18 protein-coding genes and 1 riboswitch are annotated in these 21,901 nt (G+C 63.9%); of the genes, 13 read left to right on the forward strand and 5 right to left on the reverse strand.

The features are described from left to right. Nucleotides 1-39: 39 nt before the first annotated feature. Nucleotides 40-1,437: an MBL fold metallo-hydrolase RNA specificity domain-containing protein gene (locus tag ACYU7Q_RS11745; RefSeq protein WP_460609612.1), complete on the reverse strand. Its 1,398-nt coding sequence runs from the start codon at nucleotides 1,435-1,437 to the stop codon at nucleotides 40-42. Nucleotides 1,438-1,673: 236 nt separating this feature from the next. On the opposite strand from ACYU7Q_RS11745, the gene ACYU7Q_RS11750 reads away from it, so the two are divergent. Together ACYU7Q_RS11750 and ACYU7Q_RS11755 are read left to right on the forward strand one after the other, a co-directional pair. Then, complete coding sequence (locus ACYU7Q_RS11750; RefSeq protein WP_460609613.1) at nucleotides 1,674-3,551, forward strand: pyruvate kinase; 1,878 nt, start codon at nucleotides 1,674-1,676, stop codon at nucleotides 3,549-3,551. A gap of 377 nt (nucleotides 3,552-3,928) precedes the next feature. Further along, nucleotides 3,929-4,351 carry a molybdenum cofactor biosynthesis protein MoaE gene (locus ACYU7Q_RS11755; RefSeq protein WP_198069992.1) on the forward strand — a complete coding sequence of 141 codons (423 nt, stop codon included), beginning with the start codon at nucleotides 3,929-3,931 and terminating at the stop codon, nucleotides 4,349-4,351. A gap of 122 nt (nucleotides 4,352-4,473) precedes the next feature. Here ACYU7Q_RS11755 and ACYU7Q_RS11760 read toward each other — a convergent pair whose 3' ends face one another. The 3 genes from ACYU7Q_RS11760 to moaC all read right to left on the reverse strand — a co-directional run bounded on the left by ACYU7Q_RS11760 (nucleotide 4,474) and on the right by moaC (nucleotide 7,020). Then, entirely contained in the window at nucleotides 4,474-5,160 is a 687-nt protein-coding gene (locus ACYU7Q_RS11760; RefSeq protein WP_460609614.1) for a porin family protein, read from the reverse strand. Nucleotides 5,161-5,317: 157 nt separating this feature from the next. Continuing rightward, on the reverse strand, nucleotides 5,318-6,520 hold the full coding sequence (locus ACYU7Q_RS11765) for an NTP transferase domain-containing protein (RefSeq protein WP_460609615.1): 1,203 nt from the start codon (nucleotides 6,518-6,520) through the stop codon (nucleotides 5,318-5,320). 8 nt (nucleotides 6,521-6,528) lie between these two features. Beyond that, the gene (moaC, locus tag ACYU7Q_RS11770; RefSeq protein ID WP_460609616.1) at nucleotides 6,529-7,020 is read right to left on the reverse strand and encodes a cyclic pyranopterin monophosphate synthase; all 492 of its coding nucleotides are present in this window, start codon (nucleotides 7,018-7,020) and stop codon (nucleotides 6,529-6,531) included. 247 nt (nucleotides 7,021-7,267) lie between these two features. Between moaC and ACYU7Q_RS11775 the strand changes: the two genes are divergently transcribed. Both ACYU7Q_RS11775 and ACYU7Q_RS11780 read left to right on the forward strand, forming a co-directional pair. Beyond that, nucleotides 7,268-8,335, forward strand: coding sequence for an SDR family oxidoreductase (locus ACYU7Q_RS11775; RefSeq protein WP_460609617.1), 1,068 nt, complete (start codon nucleotides 7,268-7,270; stop codon nucleotides 8,333-8,335). 146 nt (nucleotides 8,336-8,481) lie between these two features. After that, nucleotides 8,482-9,705, forward strand: a complete 1,224-nt coding sequence (locus ACYU7Q_RS11780) for a molybdopterin molybdotransferase MoeA (protein ID WP_460609618.1) — start codon at nucleotides 8,482-8,484, stop codon at nucleotides 9,703-9,705. 381 nt (nucleotides 9,706-10,086) lie between these two features. Here the strand turns inward: ACYU7Q_RS11780 and ACYU7Q_RS11785 are convergent, their stop codons facing one another. Then, nucleotides 10,087-10,662, reverse strand: a complete 576-nt coding sequence (locus tag ACYU7Q_RS11785; RefSeq protein ID WP_460609619.1) for an NUDIX hydrolase — start codon at nucleotides 10,660-10,662, stop codon at nucleotides 10,087-10,089. Between the two features lie 72 nt (nucleotides 10,663-10,734). Between ACYU7Q_RS11785 and ACYU7Q_RS11790 the strand changes: the two genes are divergently transcribed. From ACYU7Q_RS11790 to ACYU7Q_RS11830, 9 genes are all read left to right on the forward strand, one after another. After that, on the forward strand, nucleotides 10,735-11,487 hold the full coding sequence (locus ACYU7Q_RS11790; RefSeq protein ID WP_460609620.1) for a DeoR/GlpR family DNA-binding transcription regulator: 753 nt from the start codon (nucleotides 10,735-10,737) through the stop codon (nucleotides 11,485-11,487). Between the two features lie 84 nt (nucleotides 11,488-11,571). Further along, nucleotides 11,572-11,680: riboswitch (SAM riboswitch) on the forward strand. 185 nt (nucleotides 11,681-11,865) lie between these two features. Continuing rightward, nucleotides 11,866-15,486: a methionine synthase gene (metH, locus tag ACYU7Q_RS11795; RefSeq protein WP_460609888.1), complete on the forward strand. Its 3,621-nt coding sequence runs from the start codon at nucleotides 11,866-11,868 to the stop codon at nucleotides 15,484-15,486. A 93-nt stretch (nucleotides 15,487-15,579) separates the two neighbouring features. Continuing rightward, nucleotides 15,580-16,536, forward strand: coding sequence for a methylenetetrahydrofolate reductase (gene metF, locus ACYU7Q_RS11800; RefSeq protein WP_460609621.1), 957 nt, complete (start codon nucleotides 15,580-15,582; stop codon nucleotides 16,534-16,536). Nucleotides 16,537-16,663: 127 nt separating this feature from the next. Further along, entirely contained in the window at nucleotides 16,664-17,224 is a 561-nt protein-coding gene (locus ACYU7Q_RS11805; RefSeq protein ID WP_460609622.1) for a hypothetical protein, read from the forward strand. Nucleotides 17,225-17,336: 112 nt separating this feature from the next. After that, nucleotides 17,337-17,777, forward strand: coding sequence for a putative signal transducing protein (locus tag ACYU7Q_RS11810; protein ID WP_460609623.1), 441 nt, complete (start codon nucleotides 17,337-17,339; stop codon nucleotides 17,775-17,777). Between the two features lie 100 nt (nucleotides 17,778-17,877). Beyond that, complete coding sequence (locus tag ACYU7Q_RS11815; RefSeq protein ID WP_460609624.1) at nucleotides 17,878-19,026, forward strand: PA14 domain-containing protein; 1,149 nt, start codon at nucleotides 17,878-17,880, stop codon at nucleotides 19,024-19,026. 202 nt (nucleotides 19,027-19,228) lie between these two features. After that, nucleotides 19,229-20,074 (forward strand): SDR family oxidoreductase, encoded by an 846-nt coding sequence (locus ACYU7Q_RS11820; RefSeq protein ID WP_460609889.1) that lies wholly within the window; start codon nucleotides 19,229-19,231, stop codon nucleotides 20,072-20,074. A gap of 163 nt (nucleotides 20,075-20,237) precedes the next feature. Then, nucleotides 20,238-21,653, forward strand: coding sequence for an OFA family MFS transporter (locus ACYU7Q_RS11825; RefSeq protein WP_460609625.1), 1,416 nt, complete (start codon nucleotides 20,238-20,240; stop codon nucleotides 21,651-21,653). Nucleotides 21,654-21,687: 34 nt separating this feature from the next. Next, nucleotides 21,688-21,834, forward strand: coding sequence for an MFS transporter small subunit (locus ACYU7Q_RS11830; RefSeq protein WP_460609626.1), 147 nt, complete (start codon nucleotides 21,688-21,690; stop codon nucleotides 21,832-21,834). The last annotated feature ends 67 nt before the right edge of the window (nucleotides 21,835-21,901 follow it).

The raw sequence follows: 21,901 nt of genomic DNA on the forward strand, positions 1-21,901 counted from the left end.
TGAAAAGTGCGGTTGCAGACAAAAAAGAAGCCCGGCGAATCAGATTCCTTCAAACAGGCTGACGGATTCCAGGTATTCGGGCACCCCCACGTTGGGCCAGTGGCGCATGCGCAGGGCGGCGGCCAGGTCTTCGGCGGCCGGCGCCTCGCCGTGCACCACAAACGTGCGCTGGGGCGGGGCCTGGAACTGGTCGAGCCAGCGCAGCAATTCCGGGCGGTCGGCGTGGGCCGAGAAGCCGTCGAGGTGCTCGATGTGGCAATGCACGGGCACCGTTTCGCCAAATATTTTCAGTTCCTTCGCGCCGTTTAGCAGCTGGCGGCCCCGCGTGCCCTCGGCCTGGTGGCCGATGAGCAGCAGCGTGTCCTGCGGGCGGGGCAGGCGGTAGTGCAGGTGGTGCACAATGCGCCCCCCCGTGCACATGCCATTGGGCGCCAGAATGATGCCCCAGCCGGTTTTCCGGTTCAGCGCCTTCGATTCGGCTTCCTCCGTTATCAAATGCAGGCCCGCAAAATCGAACACGTTGCCGTGGCCCAGCCGGTGCGCCGCGGGGTGGCGGGGGTAAAAATCGGCCACGCGCCGGGCCAGCGGGCTGTCCACGTACACGGGCACGGGCGGAATGCGGCCGGCCGCCAGCAGCTTTTTCAAGTAATACAGCAGCGCGGGCGCCCGTCCCCCGGCGGCGGCGGCGATAAGCAGCACGCCGCTCCGGTCCAGGGCCTCGTTCACGGTACGGGCGAGCACCGTTTCGGGGTCGGCCAGGCGCGTGGTGCGGTCGCCGTAGGTGGATTCGACCAGCAGCACGTCGGCCTGGGTGCTGGCCGCGGGGGCGTGCAGCAGCGGGTCATCGTAATGGCCCAAATCGCCGGAAAACACCAGGCGCTTGCGCTGGTGTGCGCCCCGCACGTCCAGCTCGGCAATGGCCGCGCCTGGCTGGTGGCCGGCCTCGCGGAAGGTGAGCGTGAGCGCGCCGCCCAGCAGGCTGATGGGCGCGTCATAGGCCACGCTTTCGACCAGCGGCAGCACCTGCGCCACATCGGCCGGCGCATAGAGCGGCAGGGCCGGGTGGTGCCGGGCGTAGCCCTTGTGGTTGGCGTAAGCCGCTTCTTCGGCCTGGAGCCGGGCCGAATCGAGCAGCATGATGCTGAGCAAATCGGCGGCGGGCTCGGTGCACAGAATGCGGCCCCGGAAGCCGTCCTTCACCAGCTGGGGCAGGTAGCCGCTGTGGTCGGGGTGGGCATGGGTGAGGACGACGATTTCCACCTCGGCAGACGCGAGCGGCAATTCTTCGCGGTTGCGCAGGCGCAGTTCCTCCGCCCCCTCAAACAGGCCACAATCGACCAATAGCTGGTGCCGCGTGCCCGCCTCGGCCAGCGTGAGCAGGTACCGGGAGCCCGTCACGCAGTGGGCAGCCCCCAAGAATTGCAGATTGACATCCATCGCCTTGAAATAGAGGTGATTTCTATCTACAAGGTTCGTCAACCCACGTGCTCGAAGCCATGACAAAAATCAAGGCTTCGGCTAATAATGCGCAGGGCGTAGGGACACGGCGGGCCGGTTCTTTGAATTCGAATTCCGCCTTTTTCCGGCCGGATGATGGATTATTACCCGGTACGCGCGCAATCCCGCTGGCGGCAGGCCCATCCGCAGTCGCGTGTTCTTCTCCGCCGATTGCCATGACTGAGCTCAGCCAGCCCGTTTCGGTCGCCAACCCGTTCAGCCCCGACCTCGATGGGCTGCTGGCCGAGCTCACCACCGTGCGCAACGAAATGACGGCATTTGCCACGCAATGCGCTGAACATCTGCAACATATTCACCCCAATTTTCGACTGGGCGCCCGCAACCTGCTGCACTACCTGGCCCTGCGCCAGCGCGACCTGCGCCCCCTGCAGTTCCGCCTCGCCGAACTCGGCCTGTCTTCCCTGGGCCGGGCCGAGGCCCATGCCCTGGCCAGCGTGGAGGCCGTGTGGGCCGTGCTGCACGCATTGGCGCAGCCCGCCTCAGCAAAATTGGTTGAGCCGGATGAAACCTGCCCCACATTCCGCAGCGGCCCGCGCCTGCTGGCCGAGCACAGCACCGCCTGCCTGGGGCCGGTTCCGGCCGAGCGCGACGTCCGCATTATGGTGACCATGCCCAGCGAGGCCGCCACCGACTACCAATTGGTGGAAGAGCTGCTGCGGCAGGGCATGGACTGCCTGCGCATTAACTGCGCCCACGACGATGTGGCGGCCTGGCAGCAAATGATTGCGCACCTGCGCCGCGCCGAGCAGTCCCTGGGCAAGTCCTGCAAGGTGAGCATGGACCTGGCCGGCCCCAAGCTACGCACCCAGGGCCTGCCGCCCGGGCCGGCCGTGCTGCAAATCGGGCCGACCCGCGATGCTTTTGGGCGAATGCTGGCCCCGGCGCGGGTTTGGCTGACCGCCGCCGAGCAGCCCACGGCACCTCCTGCTTCGGCAGCCGTCCGCCTAGCCTTTCCCGCGGTCTGGGTGCGGGGCCTGCATGCCGGCGAGGCCATTTCGTTTGTGGATGCGCGGGGCACGCGGCGCAAGCTGCACGTAAGCAGCTGCAGCCCGCAAGGCTGCTGGGCCGAGATTCGGAAAACGGCCTACCTCACGCCGCTCACCCAGTTTCAGGGGGCGGGCGGCACGGCCACGCTTCAGCACCTGGAGTCCCTGGAGCCGTTCATTATGTTGCGGCCCGGCGATAGTCTGCTGGTGCTCCGGCGGCCGGCCGGCGGCGGGGCGCTGCCCGCCCCAGCGGCGGTGGATGGCGAAGCCGCGGCCGCCATTGGCTGCGCGTGGTCCGAGGCGTTCGATTACGTTCGGGCCGGCGAGCCCATCTGGTTCGATGATGGCAAAATTGGCGGGGTCATCGAGCAGGTCGAGCCCGAGGCCTTGCGCGTGCGCATTACGCAGGCCCGCCCGCAGGGCGAAAAGCTGCGCAACGACAAAAGCATCAACTTGCCAGAAAGCCAATTACCACTCTCGGCCCTCACGGAGAAAGACCGGCGCGACCTGGCCTTCGTGGCCCAGCACGCCGACCTGGTGGCACTTTCCTTCGTCAGCTCGGCGGCTGATGTGGAGCAATTGCGGCAGGAAATCAGCCGCCTCACCGACCGGGAGTTGCCCATTATTCTCAAAATCGAAACGCGGCGGGGCTTCGAGCAACTCCCGGCCCTGTTGCTCAGCGCCATGCAGGCCGGCAGCTGCGCGGTGATGATTGCCCGCGGCGACCTGGCCGTGGAATGCGGCTTCGAGCGCCTGGCCGAAGTGCAGGAAGAAATTCTGTGGCTGTGCGAGGCCGCCCACGTGCCCGTTATCTGGGCTACGCAGGTGCTCGAGAGCCTGGCCCGCGGCGGCATGCCCTCCCGCGCCGAAGTCACCGACGCCGCCATGGGCGACCGCGCCGAGTGCGTGATGCTCAACAAAGGCCCGCGCGTGGTAGAAGCGGTGCGCATCCTCAGCGGGATTTTGCAGCGCATGCAGGCCCATCAGCGCAAGAAAAGCGCCATGCTGCGCGGCCTGCGCGTGGCCCAGACGTGGCCGGGGGCCTGAGCCGGGATAGCCGACGATGACACGCCAGGCGGTTGGCACGGTTCGCCGCCTCATTGAGCAGTTGCAAGGGCCCGTTGTTTGCCAGCGGGCAAAATAGTGGTACAGCCGCCCAAAGCAGAAAGCCAGCCTGCCGGCTGCGCAGACGGCAGCCAGGGCGGCACACAATCCGCAGTGCACCAACGTCCTGGCACAAGCACAGGCGGCGCTTACGTTGCTGGGGCAGCAGCAGCGCAATAACTTGCCATTGCGAGACAGTAAGGGGGTTGATAGCTGTCAGCTATGGGGCATCCCAGAGCCCAGGAATTTCCCGTGCAGCTCACTGGCTCGTTTCTTTTCGCCCTACCCACTAAACACGCTCTCAGAGTCCGCGCTACTGCATGACCCCACACCTCGCCATTACCGACCAGCCCATTGACATTGCCGCTGCCCTCGCGGCCGTGCAAACCGACACTGCCGGGGCGGTCAATTCCTTTATCGGCACGGTGCGCAACCAGTCGGGTGGGCGCCCGGTGCGCCGGCTGCACTACGAATCCTATGACAGCATGGCCCTCACGCAACTGGGCCATGTGGTGGCGCAAGCCTACGAGAAGTGGCCCATGCTACAGGAAGTGGCCGTGGTGCACCGCAAAGGCACGCTGGAACTCGGCGATGTGGCCGTGGTAGTAGCGGTAGCCACGCCGCACCGAGCCGAGAGCTTCGCCGCCTGCCAGTTCATCATCGACACGCTGAAGCAGGTGGTAACCATCTGGAAGCGCGAGGAGTACGAGGACGGCACGGAGTGGGTAGCGGCGCATCCGTAAGGTTGTTTGCAGGCATGAAAAAGCCTGGCTTCTTTCGCGGAAGCCAGGCTTTTTGTTGGTAGAGACGCATACTTGCGCCTCGTCGCCTGCATCGTTCAATGACGAAATGAAAACAGGCGTTTCTACTTGCTCGGAATCAGATACCCCAACGAAAGCTGGAACGCCGAGTGACGGGCATTTTTCAGGTCGCCCTCGAAGTAGTCGTCGGATTTCACAAAGTCGCTGAAGGCGCCGGTGTAGCGCAGGCTCAGGCTCAGGCCGTTTTCGGTTTCGTAGCCCACGCCGGCCAGGTAGCCCAGCTCGTTGCGGTTGAGTTTGCTGACATCGGTTTTGTTTTCGGCTTCGGCCGTGGTAGGCGCGCCGCCCAGGGCGGGCGTGGTCGTGGTTTTGGTCTGATTGTTAGCGCTCAGCAGGTAGGAATACTGCGGGCCGGCCTCGAAGATGAGGCCCGAGGCGCGCACTTTCAGCAGCACCGGCACATCGAGGTAGTTATAGTTCACCTTGCCCTCGCGGGTTTGCTTGCCGCCAAGCAGACCGGTGTATTGGGTGGGCTTGTTCTCGAAGCCTTTCTGCGAATACAGGACCTCGGGCTGGAGCGACAGGAAGCCGTCCTCAATCAGCGGCACGTTGAGCATCACGCCCCCCAGAAAGCCGAATTTGTTGTTGTAAGTGTCTTGATTCTTAATGTTGCCGGCCAGGTTGGAATAGTTGGCACCGGCGCGCAGGCCGAGGCGTACACTTTGGGCCTGAGCCGAAGAAACAGCGGCCGTGGCCAGAAGCGCGGCAGCTACAATTGCAGTCTTTTTCATGAAAAAATAAGGTTAGTTGATAAGACGTGTCGTGGGCTCATCCTTCAAAAACGTGCCAACGTGCGCTCCTAACGCTTATCCGGCGAATAATAGTCTGAACAATAAGGCAAAAAAATAACCGCCGGGCAGGCGGTCATTTTTTTCAGATGACGTGTTGCTACCGGCCGCTACTCAGCTCCTGCGTGGCAGCGGCGCGCTCGGCGGGCGTGTTCACGTTGCGCAGCTCCTCGGGCGCTGGCGGGGCCAGCAATTCGATGTCGGAGTTAATCAGCGCCTTGCGCGGGCAGGAATAGCCCAGGCTCAGAAACCGCAGCAGCTGCCCGTAGCTGCGCGGCTCCCAGATGCTGACCAGCGGCTCCGGAAACTCGTCCCACGGGCTGCGGAAGGAGGTGGCCAGGCGCGCCGGCTGCCGGTTTGTCACGAGGTATTCCAGCGTGTCGCGGGTGAGGAAGGGCAGGTCGCAGGCCAGCACCAGCCAGGCCGCGTTCGGGTCGGCCTGGAAGGCGGAGAGGATGCCGCCCAGCGGGCCAAGATTCAGAAACGTATCGGGCAGGGCGGTGAGGCCGGCCGGCAGGTCGGCGGCCTGGTCGGGGCGCACGGATACGCGCACGTCGGGGCAGAATTCGGCCAGCAGCGCGGCGGTGTACTGGCGCTGGTCGAGGCCGTGGTAGTGGAGCGCGCCCTTGTCGGTTTGCATGCGCTCGCTGCGGCCGCCGGCCAGCACCAGGCCGCGCAGCACGGGCACCGCCAGCTGGTACCATTGCCGGATGAAAGCCGCAATTTTGGCCGTGTCATTCAGCGACAGCACGGGCGGCAGCGGGGCGGCGCTGAGATGGGCCAACAGCCCGGCCGGCAGCTCGGTCTGGCCCTCGGCCAGCAGAATCAGGCGCACGTCGGTGAGGCGGTCCAGCTTCTTGTCCAACGGCTTGCGCGGGTCGACGATGACGACCTGCTGGCGGGCGCGGAAGTGGTTGCCGTTCACCAACACCACGCTTTCGTGGGCCAGTAATTCGGGCTGCGAAAACCGGTCCAGCGCCCGCGTGAGGTTGAGCTGGCGGTAGGCAATTTTATCCACCAGCTCAGCTGAAAGGCCGTTTTCGGCCACGTAGGGCACCGGCTTGGCGGCTGTAGCTGATGATTCTTCGGCGGCGGCTGAGTCGCTGGCGGCGTGGTCGGCATCCACATAAGCCACGCGCAATTGCGGAGCCAGATGGGGCAGCAGCCGGGCCACCAGGGTTTGAATATCGCCGCAGGGCGCCCCCAGAATCGCCAGCTCGTGCCGGCCGAATTCGCCCACGTCGGGCCGGGCCAGGGCGGTGTGTTTGGCCCGCTTTACGGTTGAGTTTGGTAGACTATCCATATCGGAATTTACGAATTTTCGGCGCGATGGAAATCTTTTTTGCCCCCGGTTTTCTCGATGAGCTGCACGCCTTCGATGGAAATGTCGTGCGAAAACGCCTTGCACATGTCGTAAATGGTGAGGGCAGCCACGGTGGCCCCGGTCAGGGCTTCCATCTCCACGCCGGTGCGGCCGGTGACCACGGCGGTGCACACTACGCGCAGGGCGGCGGGGCCGTCAGGCTCGATGGTAATACTGCAATCATCGAGCCCCAGGGGGTGGCAGAGCGGGATGAGGTCGGCGGTTTTTTTGGCTCCCATGATGCCCGCCAGGATGGCCGTGTGAATAACCGGGCCTTTGTGCGAGGGCATTTCGCCGGCCTGCACGCGGCTCAGCAATTCTTCGCCTAGCACCACGCGGCAGTGGGCGCGGGCCACGCGGCGAGTGGGTGTTTTGGCGCCCACGTCCACCATCGTGGGCTGGTTGGCGGCGTTGACGTGGGTGAAGTTTTTGGTCAGCATAGGGCGTAGAGACGGATAACAGCGTCTAATCGTTGGATGGGGTGTAGCGCGGACTTTTAGTCCGCGGCACCGGGTGTCGGGTAGCGGCGCGGACTAAAAGTCCGCGCTACAATTCACTTAGCCAATTCGGCGGTGAATTGTTTCGGCGCAAACTATTGGGCTAGGCAGCCGTTTTCAACCCAGTGCCGGGCCACAACGGCCCCGGCAGCCCCGGCGAAATCCGCCCCCATCCACCCCGATTTTTATCATGACCAATACCGCATTAGTAGTGGGCGCCAGCGGCATCATCGGCAGCAACCTGGCCCAGGAGCTGCTGGCCCACGGCTGGCCCACCTACGGCCTGGCCCGCCGCCCCGGCACCGACATCGCCGGCCTGCACCCCGTGGCCGCCGACCTCCTGGACGTGGCCAGCCTCGAAACCGCCCTGGCCGACATTCAACCCACGCACGTGTTCATCACCAGCTGGATGCGCAACGATACCGAAGCCGAAAACATCCGCGTGAACAGCGCCATGGTGCGCAACCTGCTGGCCGTCCTCGGCCCCAAGCACTCGGTGCAGCACGTGGCCTTGGTAACTGGCTTGAAGCACTACCTGGGGCCGTTTGAGGCCTACGTGAGCGGTGGCGTGGCCCCGCCCACGCCGCTACGCGAGGCGCAGCCCCGGCTGGCCCTCGACAACTTTTACTACGCTCAGGAAGACGAAGTATATGCCGCGGCCGAGCGCTACGGCTTCACCTGGAGCATCCACCGGCCGCACACCATCATCGGCAAGGCGGTGGGCAACCTGATGAACCTGGGCACCACGCTGGCCGTGTACGCCAGCATTTGCAAGGCCACGGGCCGGCCGTTCCGCTGGCCCGGCTCGCAGGCGCAGTGGGAAGGCTTGTCGGACGTGACCGATGCCCGCGTCATTGCCAAGCAGCTGGTGTGGGCCGCCACCACCGAGGCCGCCCGCAACGAGGCCTACAACGTGGTGAACGGCGACGTTTTCCGCTGGAGCCAGCTCTGGGGCCGCCTGGCCGAATGGTTCGGCGTGGAGGCCGTGGGCTTCGATGGCACCATTCACCCCCTGGAAGCCGAGATGGCCGGTGACGCGGAGCTGTGGCGCGAAATTGCCACGAAAAACGGTTTGGCTGAGGCTGACTTGAGCCGTCTGGCCTCGCCCTGGCACACCGATTTGGACCTGGGCCGGCCCATTGAGGTGATGACAGACATGGCCAACAGCCGCAAGCGCGGCTTCACCGTGTTCCAAAGCACGGAGGATTCATTCTTTGACTTATTTGCGAAGCTGCGCGAAGACCGCCTTATTCCGTAGGGCGCTGCGCAGGCAGAACGTCATGCAGAGCGCAGCGAAGCATCTTTACCGCAGTAGTAAATCCTTGCGATTGGATTAGTATTGAGGTAAAGATGCTTCGCTACGCTCTGCATGACGTTCGTTTTTAACTCTTAACTCACCCACCCATGCTCACCCCCGCCGAAGCCACCGCCCGCGTCCTGGCCACCGCCCATCCGCTGCCCGCTGAAACCGTGGCTCTGCCCCACGCCGCCGGCCGCATTCTGGCCGAAACGCTGACGGCCGACCGCGACTTTCCGCCCTTCAACCGGGTGGCGATGGACGGCATTGCCGTGAGCTTCACCACCTGGGCCGGGGGCCAGACGGAGTTTGAAATTCAACACACCCAGTATGCCGGCGAGCCCGCCCGGCCGCTGCTCAATGCGCAGCAGGCCGTGGAGGTGATGACCGGCGCGGTGCTGCCCGCCGGGACCGACGTGGTAGTGCGCTACGAGGACCTGTTGCTGCATGACAACCGCGCCCGCATTCAGATTCCGCCGCCCGCCGCCCCCGGCGTCAACATCCACCACCAGGCCGCCGACCGCCGCGCCGGCGATGCCCTGCTACTGCCCGGCACCCGCCTCGGCCCCGCCGAGCTAGCCGTGGCCGCCACCGTAGGCGCGGCCGAAGTGGCCGTGACGCGCAACGCCCGCGTGGCCGTGGTGAGCACCGGCGATGAGCTGGTGGGCATCTCGGCTACGCCCCTGGCGCACCAGATTCGGCGCTCCAACGTGTACGCCCTGCAAGCGCTACTTACCCAGGCCGGGGCCGATGTTTCGCTGTTTCACCTCTCCGATAATGTGGAGGAGCTGCGCGTGGGCCTCACCAACATTCTCGCCGCTGGCTTCGATGCCGTGGTGCTGAGCGGGGCCGTGAGCAAGGGCCGCGCCGACCACCTGCCCGGCCTGCTGCGCGCGCTGCACGTGGAGGAAATCTTCCACGAAGTGCAGCAGAGGCCCGGCAAGCCGCTCTGGTTTGGGGCGCGGGCCGGCGGGCCGGTGGTGTTCGGGCTACCCGGCAACCCGGTGTCCACCTTCATCACGGCCTGCCGGTACGTGCGCCCCTGGCTGCGGGCCGTGCAACAACCCAACGGCGCGGCCGAAACAACAGCCGCGATGGAAGCGCCCGCCCCGACCGTGCTCACTGTTGATATCACCTTCAAGCCCCAGCTAACACATTTTGTGCCCGTGCGCCTGACCGTGGACGCCGAAGGCCGCCGCCGGGCCACGCCACTCCGCGTGGGCGGCTCCGGCGACATGATGGGACTGGTGGGAGCCACCGCGTTTCTGGAGCTGCCGCCCGAGCCGGTCGTGTTTGCGGCAGGCAGCGTGTGGCCGACATGGCCGCTGTAATACCAGGTAGGGTGCCGGGCTTGCCCCCGCCCGTCGTTGAAGGGAATCGGTGAGCCGGGGCAAGCGTCCGGGCGGGGGCAAACCCCGCACCCTACCCGATATTCCTATCAGACCTCGCTCCGGTCCATTTTCAGAAATTCTGAAAGCCTTCCCCGACAAGGCGGGAGCCACTTTTACAAATGCCGGAAGCAGCCCCCGCCGAGGTGGGATGCCCTTTCAAAGCTCCAAAAGCCGCCCCCACGGAGACGGGATGTACTTCCAGACTTCCAAGACCCGACCCCATCGAGGCGGGATGCATTTTCGGTACTTCAAAACCCATCCTCACCGAGGCGGGATGCTCTTTCGCAATTTAAAAAACCGGCCCCGCCTCGGTGGGCTGCGCTACGCCAGCAGCTGCCGCAGTCGCAGGTGTTGCAGCAGCATAATGGTTTTGCCGTCCTGAATTTCGCCCGTTTTCACCATCGCCAGGGCCGCTTGCAGGGGCATTTCGAGCACCTCAATTTCTTCCTCCTCGACACCGCCGCCGGCGTGCTGCTCGGTGACCGCCGAGTATTCGGCCAGGTAGAAAAACAGCCGCTCCGTGACCGAGCCGGGGCTCATATAGGCCTCCATCACTTTCTCGACGTGCGTGAGGCGGTAGCCGGTTTCCTCCTCCGTTTCGCGGATGATGGCCGTGTCCGGGTGCTCATCATCGAGCAGGCCGGCGCAGGCTTCGATGAGCATGCCCGTGGGATTGCCGTTGACGAAGGTGGGCAGGCGGAACTGCCGGGTCAGGATGACGTGGTCGGTGGCGGGGTCGTGCAGCAGGATGGCGGCGCCGTTGCCCCGGTCGTAGGCCTCGCGCGACTGCGTTTCCCAGGTGCCGTTTTTGCGTTGGTAATCGAAGGTAATTTTTTGCAGGGTAAACCAGTCATCGGATAGCGTGACCTGTTCGCGGAGGCGGATTCGTTCGTTCATGGCAGGGTCGAAAGTTCGTTTCTGTTCGTTTTTGTTTCTTTGCGATTGTTTTGAACAAGTAACGCCCCGGCGATGAATTTCCAGCTCCGCAAGCAGCATTTATTGGCCACCCTGGAGCAGCACGGCACCGTGCTCGTGGCCGAGGCCGCCCAGCAACTGGGCACCACGCCCATCACCATCCGGCGCGATTTGGCCCTGCTGGCCGAGCAAGGCCTGGTGGTACGCACGCACGGCGGGGCCGTGCGCCCCGGCATCGATAAGCACCCGGTGGCCTTTACCGCCAAAACCACTTCCCACGCCACGCAGAAGGAAGCTATTTGCCGGCTGGCCGCCCGCCACGTGGCCGAGGGCGACACCATTTTCATCGACTGCGGCAGCACCACGTTTCCACTGTGCGCCCACGTGCGCCACCGCAAAATCCGCGTCGTCACCAACTCGCTGCCCGTGCTGTTTGAACTGGCCGGTTCGGCGGTGCAGGTGGTGATGGCGGGCGGCGAAGTGGACGCCCGGCGGCAGGCCACGCACGGCGCCGTCACGGTGGAGCACTTGCAGCGCTATCAGGTAGACAAGGCTTTTATGGGCGTCGACGGCATTTCCCTGAAGCGCGGCCTGAGTGCCAACAGTGAGAAGGAAGCTTCCATTTACCAGGCGGTGGCCGCGTCAGCCGGCCACGTGTATTTGCTCTGCGATTCGAGCAAGCTGGAGCGCGACCAGTACTTTCAGTTTGCGCCCCTGGCTGCGGTGGGCACGCTCATCACGGACCAGCAAGCCCCCGCCGAACTCCTGGCCCGGTACCGCGAAGCCGGCCTGACGGTGCTCGGGTAGCACCGCTTGCGCCTGCACCCGCGCATAGCAACCCAAGCTAAAGCAGGTGCTACAAGCCCCGTTCCGTTGTATCTTCGCCCTACGCTGCTATCCAGAAAGACCGAGGGACCGGGCCCGATGACGTCTTGGCAACCTACCACGAGTAGGTGCCAACTCCCGTTTCACCGCCGTTATTGGTGAAAAAAGATGACAGCCGGAACTGTGCCTCCCCGCACGGGTTTCTTTCTGGATACGCGCTTACGTAGCTATTCGCCCCCGAAAGAAATGTCCGTTTCCGCCCCTACCCTGCCTACGATTTCCCCGGCCCGCGAAGCCTTCGCTTCGCGCTACCGCCTCCCCGAGCTGCTTCGCCAGCGCCTGCTGATTCTTGATGGCGCCATGGGCACCATGATTCAGCGCCACCCGCTGACCGAGGAAGACTTTCGCGGCACCCGCTTCGCCGACCACCCCAAGCCGCTGCGGGGAAATAATGACTTACTGAGCATTACCCGGCCGGACATCATCAAAGGCATCCACGCCGAATACTTCGCCGCCGGGGCCGACATGGTGGAAACCAACACCTTCAGCGGCACCACCATCGCGCAGGCCGACTATGGTTTGGAGCATATTGTGTACGAGCTGAACTACGAATCTGCCCGCCTGGCCCGCGAGGCCGCCGATGAGTACGCCACGCCCGAGCGCCCGCGCTTCGTGGCCGGTGCCGTGGGCCCCACCAACCGCACCGCCTCGCTCTCGCCCGATGTTAACCGCCCCGGCTTCCGTGCCGTGACCTTCGATGAGCTGGCCACCGCCTACCTGGAGCAGGTGCGCGGCCTCGTGGACGGCGGCGTCGACACGCTGCTTATCGAAACCATCTTCGACACGCTGAATGCCAAAGCCGCCCTCTACGCCGTGCAGAAGTTCTTCGACGAAGGCGGCCGCGTGGTGCCCGTCATGATTTCGGGCACCATCACCGACGCCTCGGGCCGCACGCTTTCGGGCCAGACGGTGGAGGCCTTCTGGAACTCGATTCGCCACTTGCCGCTGCTGAGCGTGGGCCTGAACTGCGCCCTCGGCGCCGACCAGCTCCGCCAGTACGTGCAGGAGCTGAGCCGCATTTCCGACGTGCACATCTCGGCCTACCCCAACGCCGGGCTGCCCAACGCCTTCGGCGGCTATGATGAATCGGCCCAGGAATTCGCCGCGCTGGTCGAAGAGTATTTGAAAGAAGGCATTGTGACGGTGGTGGGCGGCTGTTGCGGCACCACGCCCCAGCACATCGCCGAACTGAGCAAGCTGGCTGAGAAATACCAACCCCGCCAGTTGCCCACGGCCATTTCGCCGACTACGCGCCTGAGCGGTCTGGAACCGTTTACCATCAAAGAGGAAAGTCTCTTCGTGAACGTGGGCGAGCGCTGCAACGTGACCGGCTCGCGCGCCTTCGCACGCCTCATTCGGACTGGTGCCTACGAGGAAGCCCTGGCCGTGGCCCGCCTGCAAGTGGAGGAAGGCGCGCAGGTACTCGACATCAACATGGATGAAGGCATGCTCGACTCCGAGCAGGTGATGACGACGTTCCTGCACCTCATCGCCTCAGAGCCCGACATTGCCCGGGTGCCAGTAATGATTGACTCCTCGAAATGGAGCGTGCTCGAAGCCGGCCTGAAATGCGTGCAGGGCAAGAGCATTGTCAACTCGATTTCGCTGAAAGAAGGCGAAGCGGCCTTCCGCGAGCGGGCCCACACGGTGCGCCAATACGGCGCCGCTGTGGTGGTGATGGCCTTTGACGAGAACGGCCAGGCCGACTCGCTCGAACGGCGCATCGAAATCTGCCAGCGCAGCTACAACATCCTGACGCAGGAAGTGGGCTTCGACCCGTCCGACATCATTTTCGACCCCAACATCCTGACCGTGGGCACGGGCATGGACGAGCACCGCAACTACGCGCTCGACTTCATCGAGGCCGTGCGCTGGATTAAGCAGAACCTGCCCGGCGCGCTCACCAGCGGCGGCATCAGCAACATCAGCTTCTCGTTCCGCGGCAACGACGTGGTGCGCGAGGCCATGCACACGGCCTTCCTCTACCACGCCATTCGGGCTGGCCTCGACATGGGCATTGTGAACCCTGGCCAGCTCGGCGTGTACGATGAAATTGAGCCCCACCTGTTGGAGCTGGTCGAAGACGTGCTGCTGAACCGCCGCGCCGATGCCACCGAGCGCCTTGTGGAATTTGCCGACACCGTCAAGCAAAAGGACAAGGCCGAAGTGGTGGCCGACGAGTGGCGCAGCCTACCAGTACAGGAGCGCCTGTCGCACGCGCTGGTGAAGGGCATCACGGAGTTTATTGACGAAGACACCGAGGCCGCCCGCCAGGAGCTGGCCCGCCCGCTCGACGTGATTGAAGGCCCGCTGATGGCCGGCATGAACGTGGTAGGCGACCTGTTCGGGGCCGGCAAAATGTTCTTGCCACAGGTCGTGAAATCGGCCCGTGTGATGAAGAAGGCCGTAGCGTATCTGGAGCCGTATTTGCTGGCCGACAAGCAGGGCTCGGACCGCCAGACGGCCGGCAAAATTCTGATGGCGACGGTGAAGGGCGATGTGCACGACATCGGCAAGAACATCGTGGGCGTGGTGCTGGCCTGCAACAACTTCGACATCGTGGACCTCGGCGTGATGGTGCCGCTGGAAAAGATTCTCGACGAAGCACAGGCGCAAAACGTGGATGTTATCGGCCTTTCCGGCCTCATCACGCCCTCGCTCGATGAGATGGTGTACGTGGCCCAGGCCATGGAAAAGCGCGGGATGAAAGTGCCCCTGCTCATTGGCGGGGCCACTACCTCGCGCCTGCACACGGCCGTGAAAATCGCGCCGTCCTACAGCGGCCCGGTGGTGCATGTGAACGATGCCTCGCGCTCGGTGGGCGTGGCGGCCGGCCTGCTCGGCTCGGGCGAAAAAGCCTACGCCCAAACCGTGGCCGACGACTACGCCGCCCTGCGCGCCGATTACGCCAGCCGCCAGCGCGAAAAGAATTACCTGACCATTGAGGCAGCGCGTGAAAATGGCTTTAAGTCGGACTGGAACACGGTGCCCATCACCAAGCCCAGCTTCCTCGGCACCAAAGTGCTGGAGGATTATGACCTCGCCGAGCTGGCTCAGTACATCGACTGGACGCCCTTCTTCCATACCTGGGAGCTAAAGGGCCGCTACCCGCGCATTCTGGAAGACGAAAACCTGGGCGAAGCCGCCACCAAGCTGTTTGAGGACGCGCAGACGATGCTCGCCCAAATCATCGATGGCAATCTGCTCACGGCCCGCGCCGTGCTGGGTTTCTGGCCGGCCAACACCAAGGATTACGACACCATCGAAGTCTACGCCGACGACACCCGCACCACGGTAGCCACCGAGTTTTTCACGCTGCGGCAGCAGGGCGAGAAAGGCCCGAAAATCCCCAACCTGGCCTTCTCCGACTTCCTGGCACCGAAAGAAACCGGCCGCGCCGACTATTTGGGCGGCTTTGCCGTCACGGCCGGCATCGGCATCGAAAAGCTCATTGAGCAGTACGAAGCCGACCACGACGACTACTCCAGCATCATGGTGAAGGCCTTGGCCGACCGCCTGGCCGAAGCCTTCGCCGAGCGCCTGCACGAAAGGGTGCGCCGCGAGTTCTGGGGCTACGCGCCCGACGAGCACCTCACCAACGAAGACCTCGTGCAGGAGAAATACCGCGGCGTGCGCCCCGCCCCCGGCTACCCCGGCTGCCCCGACCACACCGAGAAAATTACCCTGTTCCAATTGCTCGAAGCCGAGGGCAAAACCGGTATTTCCTTAACGGAAAACCTGGCCATGTACCCGGCCTCGTCGGTGAGCGGCCTGTACTACGCCCACCCGGATTCGCGGTATTTCGGCCTCGGCCGCATTGGCGTAGACCAAGTGAGCGACATCGCCCGCCGCAAGGGCATGGAAACGGCCGAGCTGGAGCGCTGGCTGATGCCGAACCTGAACTACGAGCCGAAGAAGTAGTGTAGCGTGGACTCTGCGAGTCCGCGCCCGCACCAATATCAATCATTGCCCTAACGCTTCCATGCGCGGACTCGCAGAGTCCACGCTACTTATATGAAAGTTACCGACCACCTCGCCCAGGCCAACGGCAAAACCCTCTTCTCCTTTGAGGTACTGCCGCCCAAAAAGGGCGAAAACATTCACACGCTCTTCTCGAATATCGAGCCGCTGATGGAGTTTAAGCCGCCGTTTATCGACGTGACTTACCACCGCGAGGAGTACGTGTACCGCCACCATCCCAACGGGCTGCTGGAGAAGAAAACCGTGCGCCGCCGGCCCGGCACGGTGGGCATTTGCGCGGCCATCAAAAACCGCTTCGACGTGGACACCGTGCCGCACCTCATCTGCGGCGGCTTCACGAAGGAAGAGACGGAGAACGCGCTGATTGACCTGCACTTTCTGGGCATCGACTCCATTCTGGCCCTGCGCGGCGACCCCATCAAATCGGAAGGTCACTTCAAGCCCGAGCCTGATGGCCACGCCTACGCCTGCGACCTCATCGGCCAGGTGGCCAACCTGAACAAGGGCGAGTATCTGGATGAGGAACAGGACGATACCTGGGCCACCAACTTCTGCATCGGCACGGCCGGCTACCCCGAAAAACACTTCGAAGCGCCGAACTACGCTTCCGACATTAAGTTTTTGAAGCACAAGGTGGACCGCGGAGCCGACTACATCGTGACCCAGATGTTTTTCGACAACGAGGAGTTTTTCAAGTTTGAGCGCAAGTGCCGCGAGGCGGGCATCACCGTGCCCATCATCCCCGGCCTGAAACCGCTGACCACTAAGAGCCAGCTCACCATGCTGCCCCGGGCCTTCTACCTCAACCTGCCCGAGGCCCTGTCGGAAGCCATCAGCCAGTGCCGCGACAACGAGGCCGCCCGCGCCATCGGCATCGAGTGGTGCCTCAACCAAAGCCGCGAGCTGATGGCGCACGGCGTGCCCTGTCTGCATTATTACTCGATGGGCAAGTCGGAAAGCATCCGGCGCGTGGCGGCCGAGCTGTTTTAGGCAAATGCTTATTGCGGCCTCTCCAGCTTGGGCAGGTGCTTGCGCTAACCTTTCGGCCAGCGCGGTAGTACAGGGCACATGCGGCCGCAGTGGCCGTTATTTGCAACCTACTTACTGTGTTTGTGCCATGGATGGTGAATTGCGTAATCGGCTGGTGGGCCTGAATCTTGGCGGGGCATTGCTGGCCGCCCTACTGCTCACGGGCTGCGACTCGACGCCAAACGAGCGCCGGGAAGTAGCTCGTAAGGCCGGCCGCGAGCTGGACACCGTGGCCCGCACCGCCGCTCACAAGCTGTCCCGCATCGGCAAGGCCACGGCCACCTACGATGCCAGTAACCGCGCCCGCCGCGCCCGGCCCCTCGACCCGCGCCAGCAGCTGGCCATGGAAGCCAAGCTGATGGGCCCCTACAACGGCCAGATTAACTCCCTCACGCCCCAGGACCTGCCGGCCGCCTACGGCCAGCTGGTGCGCGAAACCCGCACCCAGCGCGCCACCTGGACCGACCGCGACTGGGACTACGCCCGCGCCGTGTACCAGCGCCTGAACGACCAGCTAAAACAGGTACGCATGGACATGCCCGCCCGCGACGAAGTGCGCGTCCGCGCCCGTCAGGCCGAGTTCGTGAGCCTGCAAGCCGGCCACGCCGTAAACGGCATCGACGCCGCGACCCGGCAGCAGCCGAAATAAGAAGTGTGTAATGTTGAGGGTTGAATGTTGAGTTGGCAATTGAGCATTGCATGCTATTGCAAATGACCTAATCAATTCAACTCTCAACATTCAAAACTCAACACTGCTAAAAGTGTCCAGCCCCGATTCCGTCGTTTTTCTTGAATCGTTTTACGAGCCGATGGCGGCCAACCTGGCCCGCACCCGGCTCGAGGCGGCGGGTATTCCGTGTTTTCTGAGCAACGAGAATCTGGTGGGGCTGCTGCCGCTGTATAGCCCCATTACGGGCGGTGTGCGGCTGCACGTGCGGCAGGCTGACGCGCAGGCCGCACTCGAAATCCTACACGCCGAACCCGCGCCCCGCGCTACCGGGCCGGACATTGCCTCCTTCGCCGCCGATGCGCCCGACCCGGTGACGCCGCGTTGTCCGCGCTGCGGCTCGTCGGACGTGGCGTATGGGCCGGCCACACGCAATACCTACGGGTTCTGGTCGGGGTTGCTGTCGGTGCTGCTGCGGTTTCCGGTGCGGGGCAACCGGTTCCACTGCTTCCACTGCGGCAACGAGTTCAAGTAGCCGCAAACCTGCTTGGGAGGTGCCTTACGGCACTTAAACCAAGTGCTTGCAAATATTCCGGCTCAAAATACCAGCCGCGCATAATTTGCGTTCTTGCAGCATGGCTTTGGCGAATGACCGGCGGCCCCTCGGGCCGCTGCTTGGGTTGCTGATGGGGCTGCTGGCAGCTCCGGTGCGGGCGCAGGCCCCGGCCGGCACTGGCATCCTGGGCGAATATTACGAAGGTACTGATTTTGAGCGCCTCGTGACGCGACGCTACGACCCTACGCTGGCTTTCGACTGGGGCCACGCGCCGCCCGCGCCGGGTGTGGCCGCCGAGTATTTCTCGGTGCGCTGGACGGGCTGGCTGGTGCCGCCCGTGAGCGGGCGCTACGTGCTGCATGCGACCGTCGACGACGGCATCCGCATCTGGCTGAACGACCAGTTGGTGATAAATGAATGGCGCCCCCAGCCGGTACGCACCTTCACCACCGGCGTCGAGCTGAAGGCCGGCCAGCCCTACAAGCTGCGAGTCGATTACTACCAGGATATCCTCGACACCAAAATGCAGATTACCTGGGAGCGGCCCGACATTCCGCTGACGCCGCCGCCCTCCTCGTGGCGCAACCTCTGGGGTATGACGGCCGAAACACCCAAGCCTGAGCCCATTCCGACGGCATTTCTGTTCCGGGCCAATCCGCGCCCACAGGTGGGCCGCCCAATTCCTGCACCCCTCCCAGCAGCAAAAGCCCCGCCAGCGCCCACGCCGCGAGTTGCCGTTAGTCCCCGGCGGCCCGCTTCGCTGCGCCGTCCAACCGCGCCGCCGCTGGCGGTGGCTAAATCGGCCGCACTGGCTTTGCCCTCCGCTCCCGTGCCGAGTCTGCGGCTGGCCGACAGCACCGGCAGTGCTCGCCTGAGCCGCCTGGCCGTGGGCGAAACGGTGACGCTTCCGGAGTTGTATTTCAACCAGGGCCAGGCCCGCCTGCTGCCCCCTTCCCGCGCCGCCCTCGACCAATTGGCCGCCATCCTGAGCGCCCAGCCGACGCTGCGCCTCGAAGTGCAGGGCCACACCGACAACGTGGGCAACGCCGAGCTGAACCGCCAGCTCTCGCAGCAGCGGGCCGAGGCGGTTTGCCTCTACCTCACGGCCCACGGCGTGGGCACGGCCCAGCTTCGGCCGGTGGGCTACGGCGGCACCCAGCCCGTGGCCGACAACGCCGACCCTGCCCAGCGCCCCCGCAACCGCCGCGTGGTGCTGCGCCGCCTCTGAGCCACCGAGGCACCCACATGGGCAAATAACCGGGCCAGCAGCAGCCATTGGTGGGTTTTTCGCGTAAACCGGAGCATACATTTTCCAGCCCGCTATGCCTCCAAAGAAAACCCCGACCGCGCCCGCCGCCGCCAAAAAGTCCGCCGCTCCCGCTAAAAAAGCCGCTCCTGTCAAGACCGAGCGCCGCCCCACGGCCAAGGATATGAAGGCCGCCGCTCAGAAGCTGCCTTACCCGGCCAAACAGGCCGACATGAAGCTGCAACCCGACTCGGACCTGGCTAACTACAAAGCCGCTGGCAAGCTCAAGGATAAGGTTGCCATCATTACCGGGGCCGACTCGGGTATTGGCCGCGCCGTGGCCATTGCCTTCGCCAAAGAAGGCGCGCACGTGGCCGTCGTCTTCAACGAAAACGTGGAGGATGCTGAAAAAACCAAGCAAATGGTCGAGAAGGAGAAGCGCAAGTGCCTGCTGCTCCAGCTCGACGTGCGCGACCCAGAACAGTGCAAGCAGGCCGTGCGCCGCACCCTGGCCGAACTGGGCGGGCTGAATATCCTGGTGAACAACGCCGCCTTCCAGATGAGCCAGGCCAAGTTCGAGGACATCCCGGAGGAGCAGATTCGCCGCACCTTCGACACCAACATCATGGGGTATATCTGGATGGCGCAGGCCGTGATTCCGCACCTCAAAAAGGATGACTGCATCATCAATACGGGCAGCATCGTGGGCATCACCGGCATCCCCATTTTGGTGGATTATGCCTGCTCGAAAGCCGGCATTCATGCCCTCACGAAGTCGCTGGCGCTGTACTTGGGCGAGCAGGGCATTCGGGTGAACTGCGTGGTGCCCGGCCCGGTCTGGACGCCCAACATCCCCGGCACCATGCCGCGCGAGGAAATCGCCAAATTCGGCCACGAGGTCGCCCTCAAGCGCCCCGGCCAGCCCGAGGAACTGGCCCCGGCCTACGTGCTGCTGGCCTCGCAGGACGGCTCGTTCATGACCGGCAGCCTCGTGCACGTGACCGGCGGCAAGCTCAGCAGCGACGAGTAGCGTTTTCAGCACCTATACCTGTTTAGCAAACTTTTCGCGCCGCGAATAATCAACCAACGAAGCCGCCGGTTACCTTGGCACTTGTCGCCCGCTTTCAGCACGTTAGGCGCAGCGGCAGCGGCATTTCCTGTTCTCTTCCTTCACTTCAATTCCCACATTTTACATGGCCGAAAACTCCTCCTCCCTGCTCGACCGCAGCCGCACGGTGGCCGGTCCGGGCTACAACCGTTGGCTGGTGCCGCCGGCGGCCCTGGCCATTCACCTGGCCATCGGGCAAGCCTACGCCTTCAGCGTGTTCAACAAGCCGCTGGGCGCGCTCATCAGTGGCGACCCGGCTAAGCCCGCGCCCGACGACTGGACGCCGCTGCAAATCGGCATCACGTTTTCCATCGCCATCGTGCTGCTGGGCCTGTCGGCGGCCATTTTTGGGAAGTGGCTGGAGCGCGTGGGGCCGCGCAAGGCCATGCTGGCGTCGTCGCTCTGCTTCGGCGGGGGCTTCCTGATTGCCTCGCTGGGCGTGCACCTGCACAATATCTGGCTGCTGTATTTCGGCTACGGCGTTGTAGGCGGCATCGGGCTTGGCATCGGCTACATTTCGCCGGTGAGCACGCTGATTAAATGGTTCCCGGACCGCAAGGGCGTGGCCACGGGCATGGCCATCATGGGCTTTGGCGGCGGTGCCATGATTGGCTCGCCGCTGGCCAACAACCTGATGACGCACTTCAAAGGCTCGGCCCCCATGGGCGTGGCTCCCACGCTCATCGTAATGGGCATCATTTACCTGATTTTCATGCAGTTTGGCGTATGGACCATCCGTGTGCCCGCCGATGACTGGAAACCCGCCGGCTACGTGCCCAGCACCGAGCACAACGAGATGATTACCACGGCCAACGTCTCGGCCGACAACGCCATCAAAACGCCGCAGTTCTGGATGCTGTGGGTGGTGCTGCTCTGCAACGTAACGGCCGGCATCGGGGTACTCGAAACCGCCTCGCCGCTCATTCAGGCCGTTATTTCCGGCACGGCGAAAGGCAAGGGCATGGACAGCACGGCGCTGGCGGCGGCCGGCGCGGGCTTTGTGGGCCTGCTCAGCTTGTCTAACCTGCTGGGCCGCTTCTTCTGGTCGTCGGCTTCGGATAAATTGGGGCGCAAGGTGGCTTATGCCATTTACTTTGGCCTGGGTGCGGTGCTTTATGCGCTGGCTCCCACGCTGGGGGCCCACGCGCAGCTAACGCTGTTTGTAGTAGTGGCCTGCGTGATTATCAGCATGTACGGCGGCGGTTTTGCTACGGCTCCGGCCTATCTATCCGACCTGTTTGGCAAGTACCAGGTGGGGGCCATTCACGGCCGTTTGCTCACGGCCTGGAGCACAGCTGGCGTGCTCGGCCCGCTCATCGTGCATTACCTGTCCGATAGCCGCAAGGCCCAAGGCTTCACCGGCGCGGCCATGTACCAAACGGTGTTCTACACCATGGCGGGCCTGCTGGTGGTGGGCTTTATTTCCAACATCCTCGTACACGCCGTGAACGAACACTACTACGAAAAAGGCCCCGTGACGGCAGAAGCCGGTGCCCACTAAGTCACAGTCTTTCAAACCTTAACTTGACTTCGATATGAATCCGCAACCCAATTCTTCTCCTCCTCCCACCGCCGAGCCCGGCGTGGGCGGCTCATTGGTGCTGGCCTGGCTGGTGGTGGGCCTGCCCCTGGCCTGGGGCGTGTCGCAAACCTTCATCAAAGCCCTGGCGCTGTTCAAATAAGGCCCGGGTTTCTCGTGCTCAAAAAAGCCGCCGGCCCAAAGCCGGCGGCTTTTTTACTGGGTTCTGT

This window comes from Hymenobacter terrigena (assembly GCF_054776515.1).

Coding starts and splice junctions, on each gene's coding strand:
- ACYU7Q_RS11745 (WP_460609612.1), bottom strand. CDS start 1,437: ATGGATGTCAATCTGCAATTCTTGGGGGCTGCCCACTGCGTGACGGGC.
- ACYU7Q_RS11750 (WP_460609613.1), top strand. CDS start 1,674: ATGACTGAGCTCAGCCAGCCCGTTTCGGTCGCCAACCCGTTCAGCCCC.
- ACYU7Q_RS11755 (WP_198069992.1), top strand. CDS start 3,929: ATGACCCCACACCTCGCCATTACCGACCAGCCCATTGACATTGCCGCT.
- ACYU7Q_RS11760 (WP_460609614.1), bottom strand. CDS start 5,160: ATGAAAAAGACTGCAATTGTAGCTGCCGCGCTTCTGGCCACGGCCGCT.
- ACYU7Q_RS11765 (WP_460609615.1), bottom strand. CDS start 6,520: ATGGATAGTCTACCAAACTCAACCGTAAAGCGGGCCAAACACACCGCC.
- moaC (WP_460609616.1), bottom strand. CDS start 7,020: ATGCTGACCAAAAACTTCACCCACGTCAACGCCGCCAACCAGCCCACG.
- ACYU7Q_RS11775 (WP_460609617.1), top strand. CDS start 7,268: ATGACCAATACCGCATTAGTAGTGGGCGCCAGCGGCATCATCGGCAGC.
- ACYU7Q_RS11780 (WP_460609618.1), top strand. CDS start 8,482: ATGCTCACCCCCGCCGAAGCCACCGCCCGCGTCCTGGCCACCGCCCAT.
- ACYU7Q_RS11785 (WP_460609619.1), bottom strand. CDS start 10,662: ATGAACGAACGAATCCGCCTCCGCGAACAGGTCACGCTATCCGATGAC.
- ACYU7Q_RS11790 (WP_460609620.1), top strand. CDS start 10,735: ATGAATTTCCAGCTCCGCAAGCAGCATTTATTGGCCACCCTGGAGCAG.
- metH (WP_460609888.1), top strand. CDS start 11,866: ATGGGCACCATGATTCAGCGCCACCCGCTGACCGAGGAAGACTTTCGC.
- metF (WP_460609621.1), top strand. CDS start 15,580: ATGAAAGTTACCGACCACCTCGCCCAGGCCAACGGCAAAACCCTCTTC.
- ACYU7Q_RS11805 (WP_460609622.1), top strand. CDS start 16,664: ATGGATGGTGAATTGCGTAATCGGCTGGTGGGCCTGAATCTTGGCGGG.
- ACYU7Q_RS11815 (WP_460609624.1), top strand. CDS start 17,878: ATGGCTTTGGCGAATGACCGGCGGCCCCTCGGGCCGCTGCTTGGGTTG.
- ACYU7Q_RS11820 (WP_460609889.1), top strand. CDS start 19,229: ATGAAGGCCGCCGCTCAGAAGCTGCCTTACCCGGCCAAACAGGCCGAC.
- ACYU7Q_RS11825 (WP_460609625.1), top strand. CDS start 20,238: ATGGCCGAAAACTCCTCCTCCCTGCTCGACCGCAGCCGCACGGTGGCC.
- ACYU7Q_RS11830 (WP_460609626.1), top strand. CDS start 21,688: ATGAATCCGCAACCCAATTCTTCTCCTCCTCCCACCGCCGAGCCCGGC.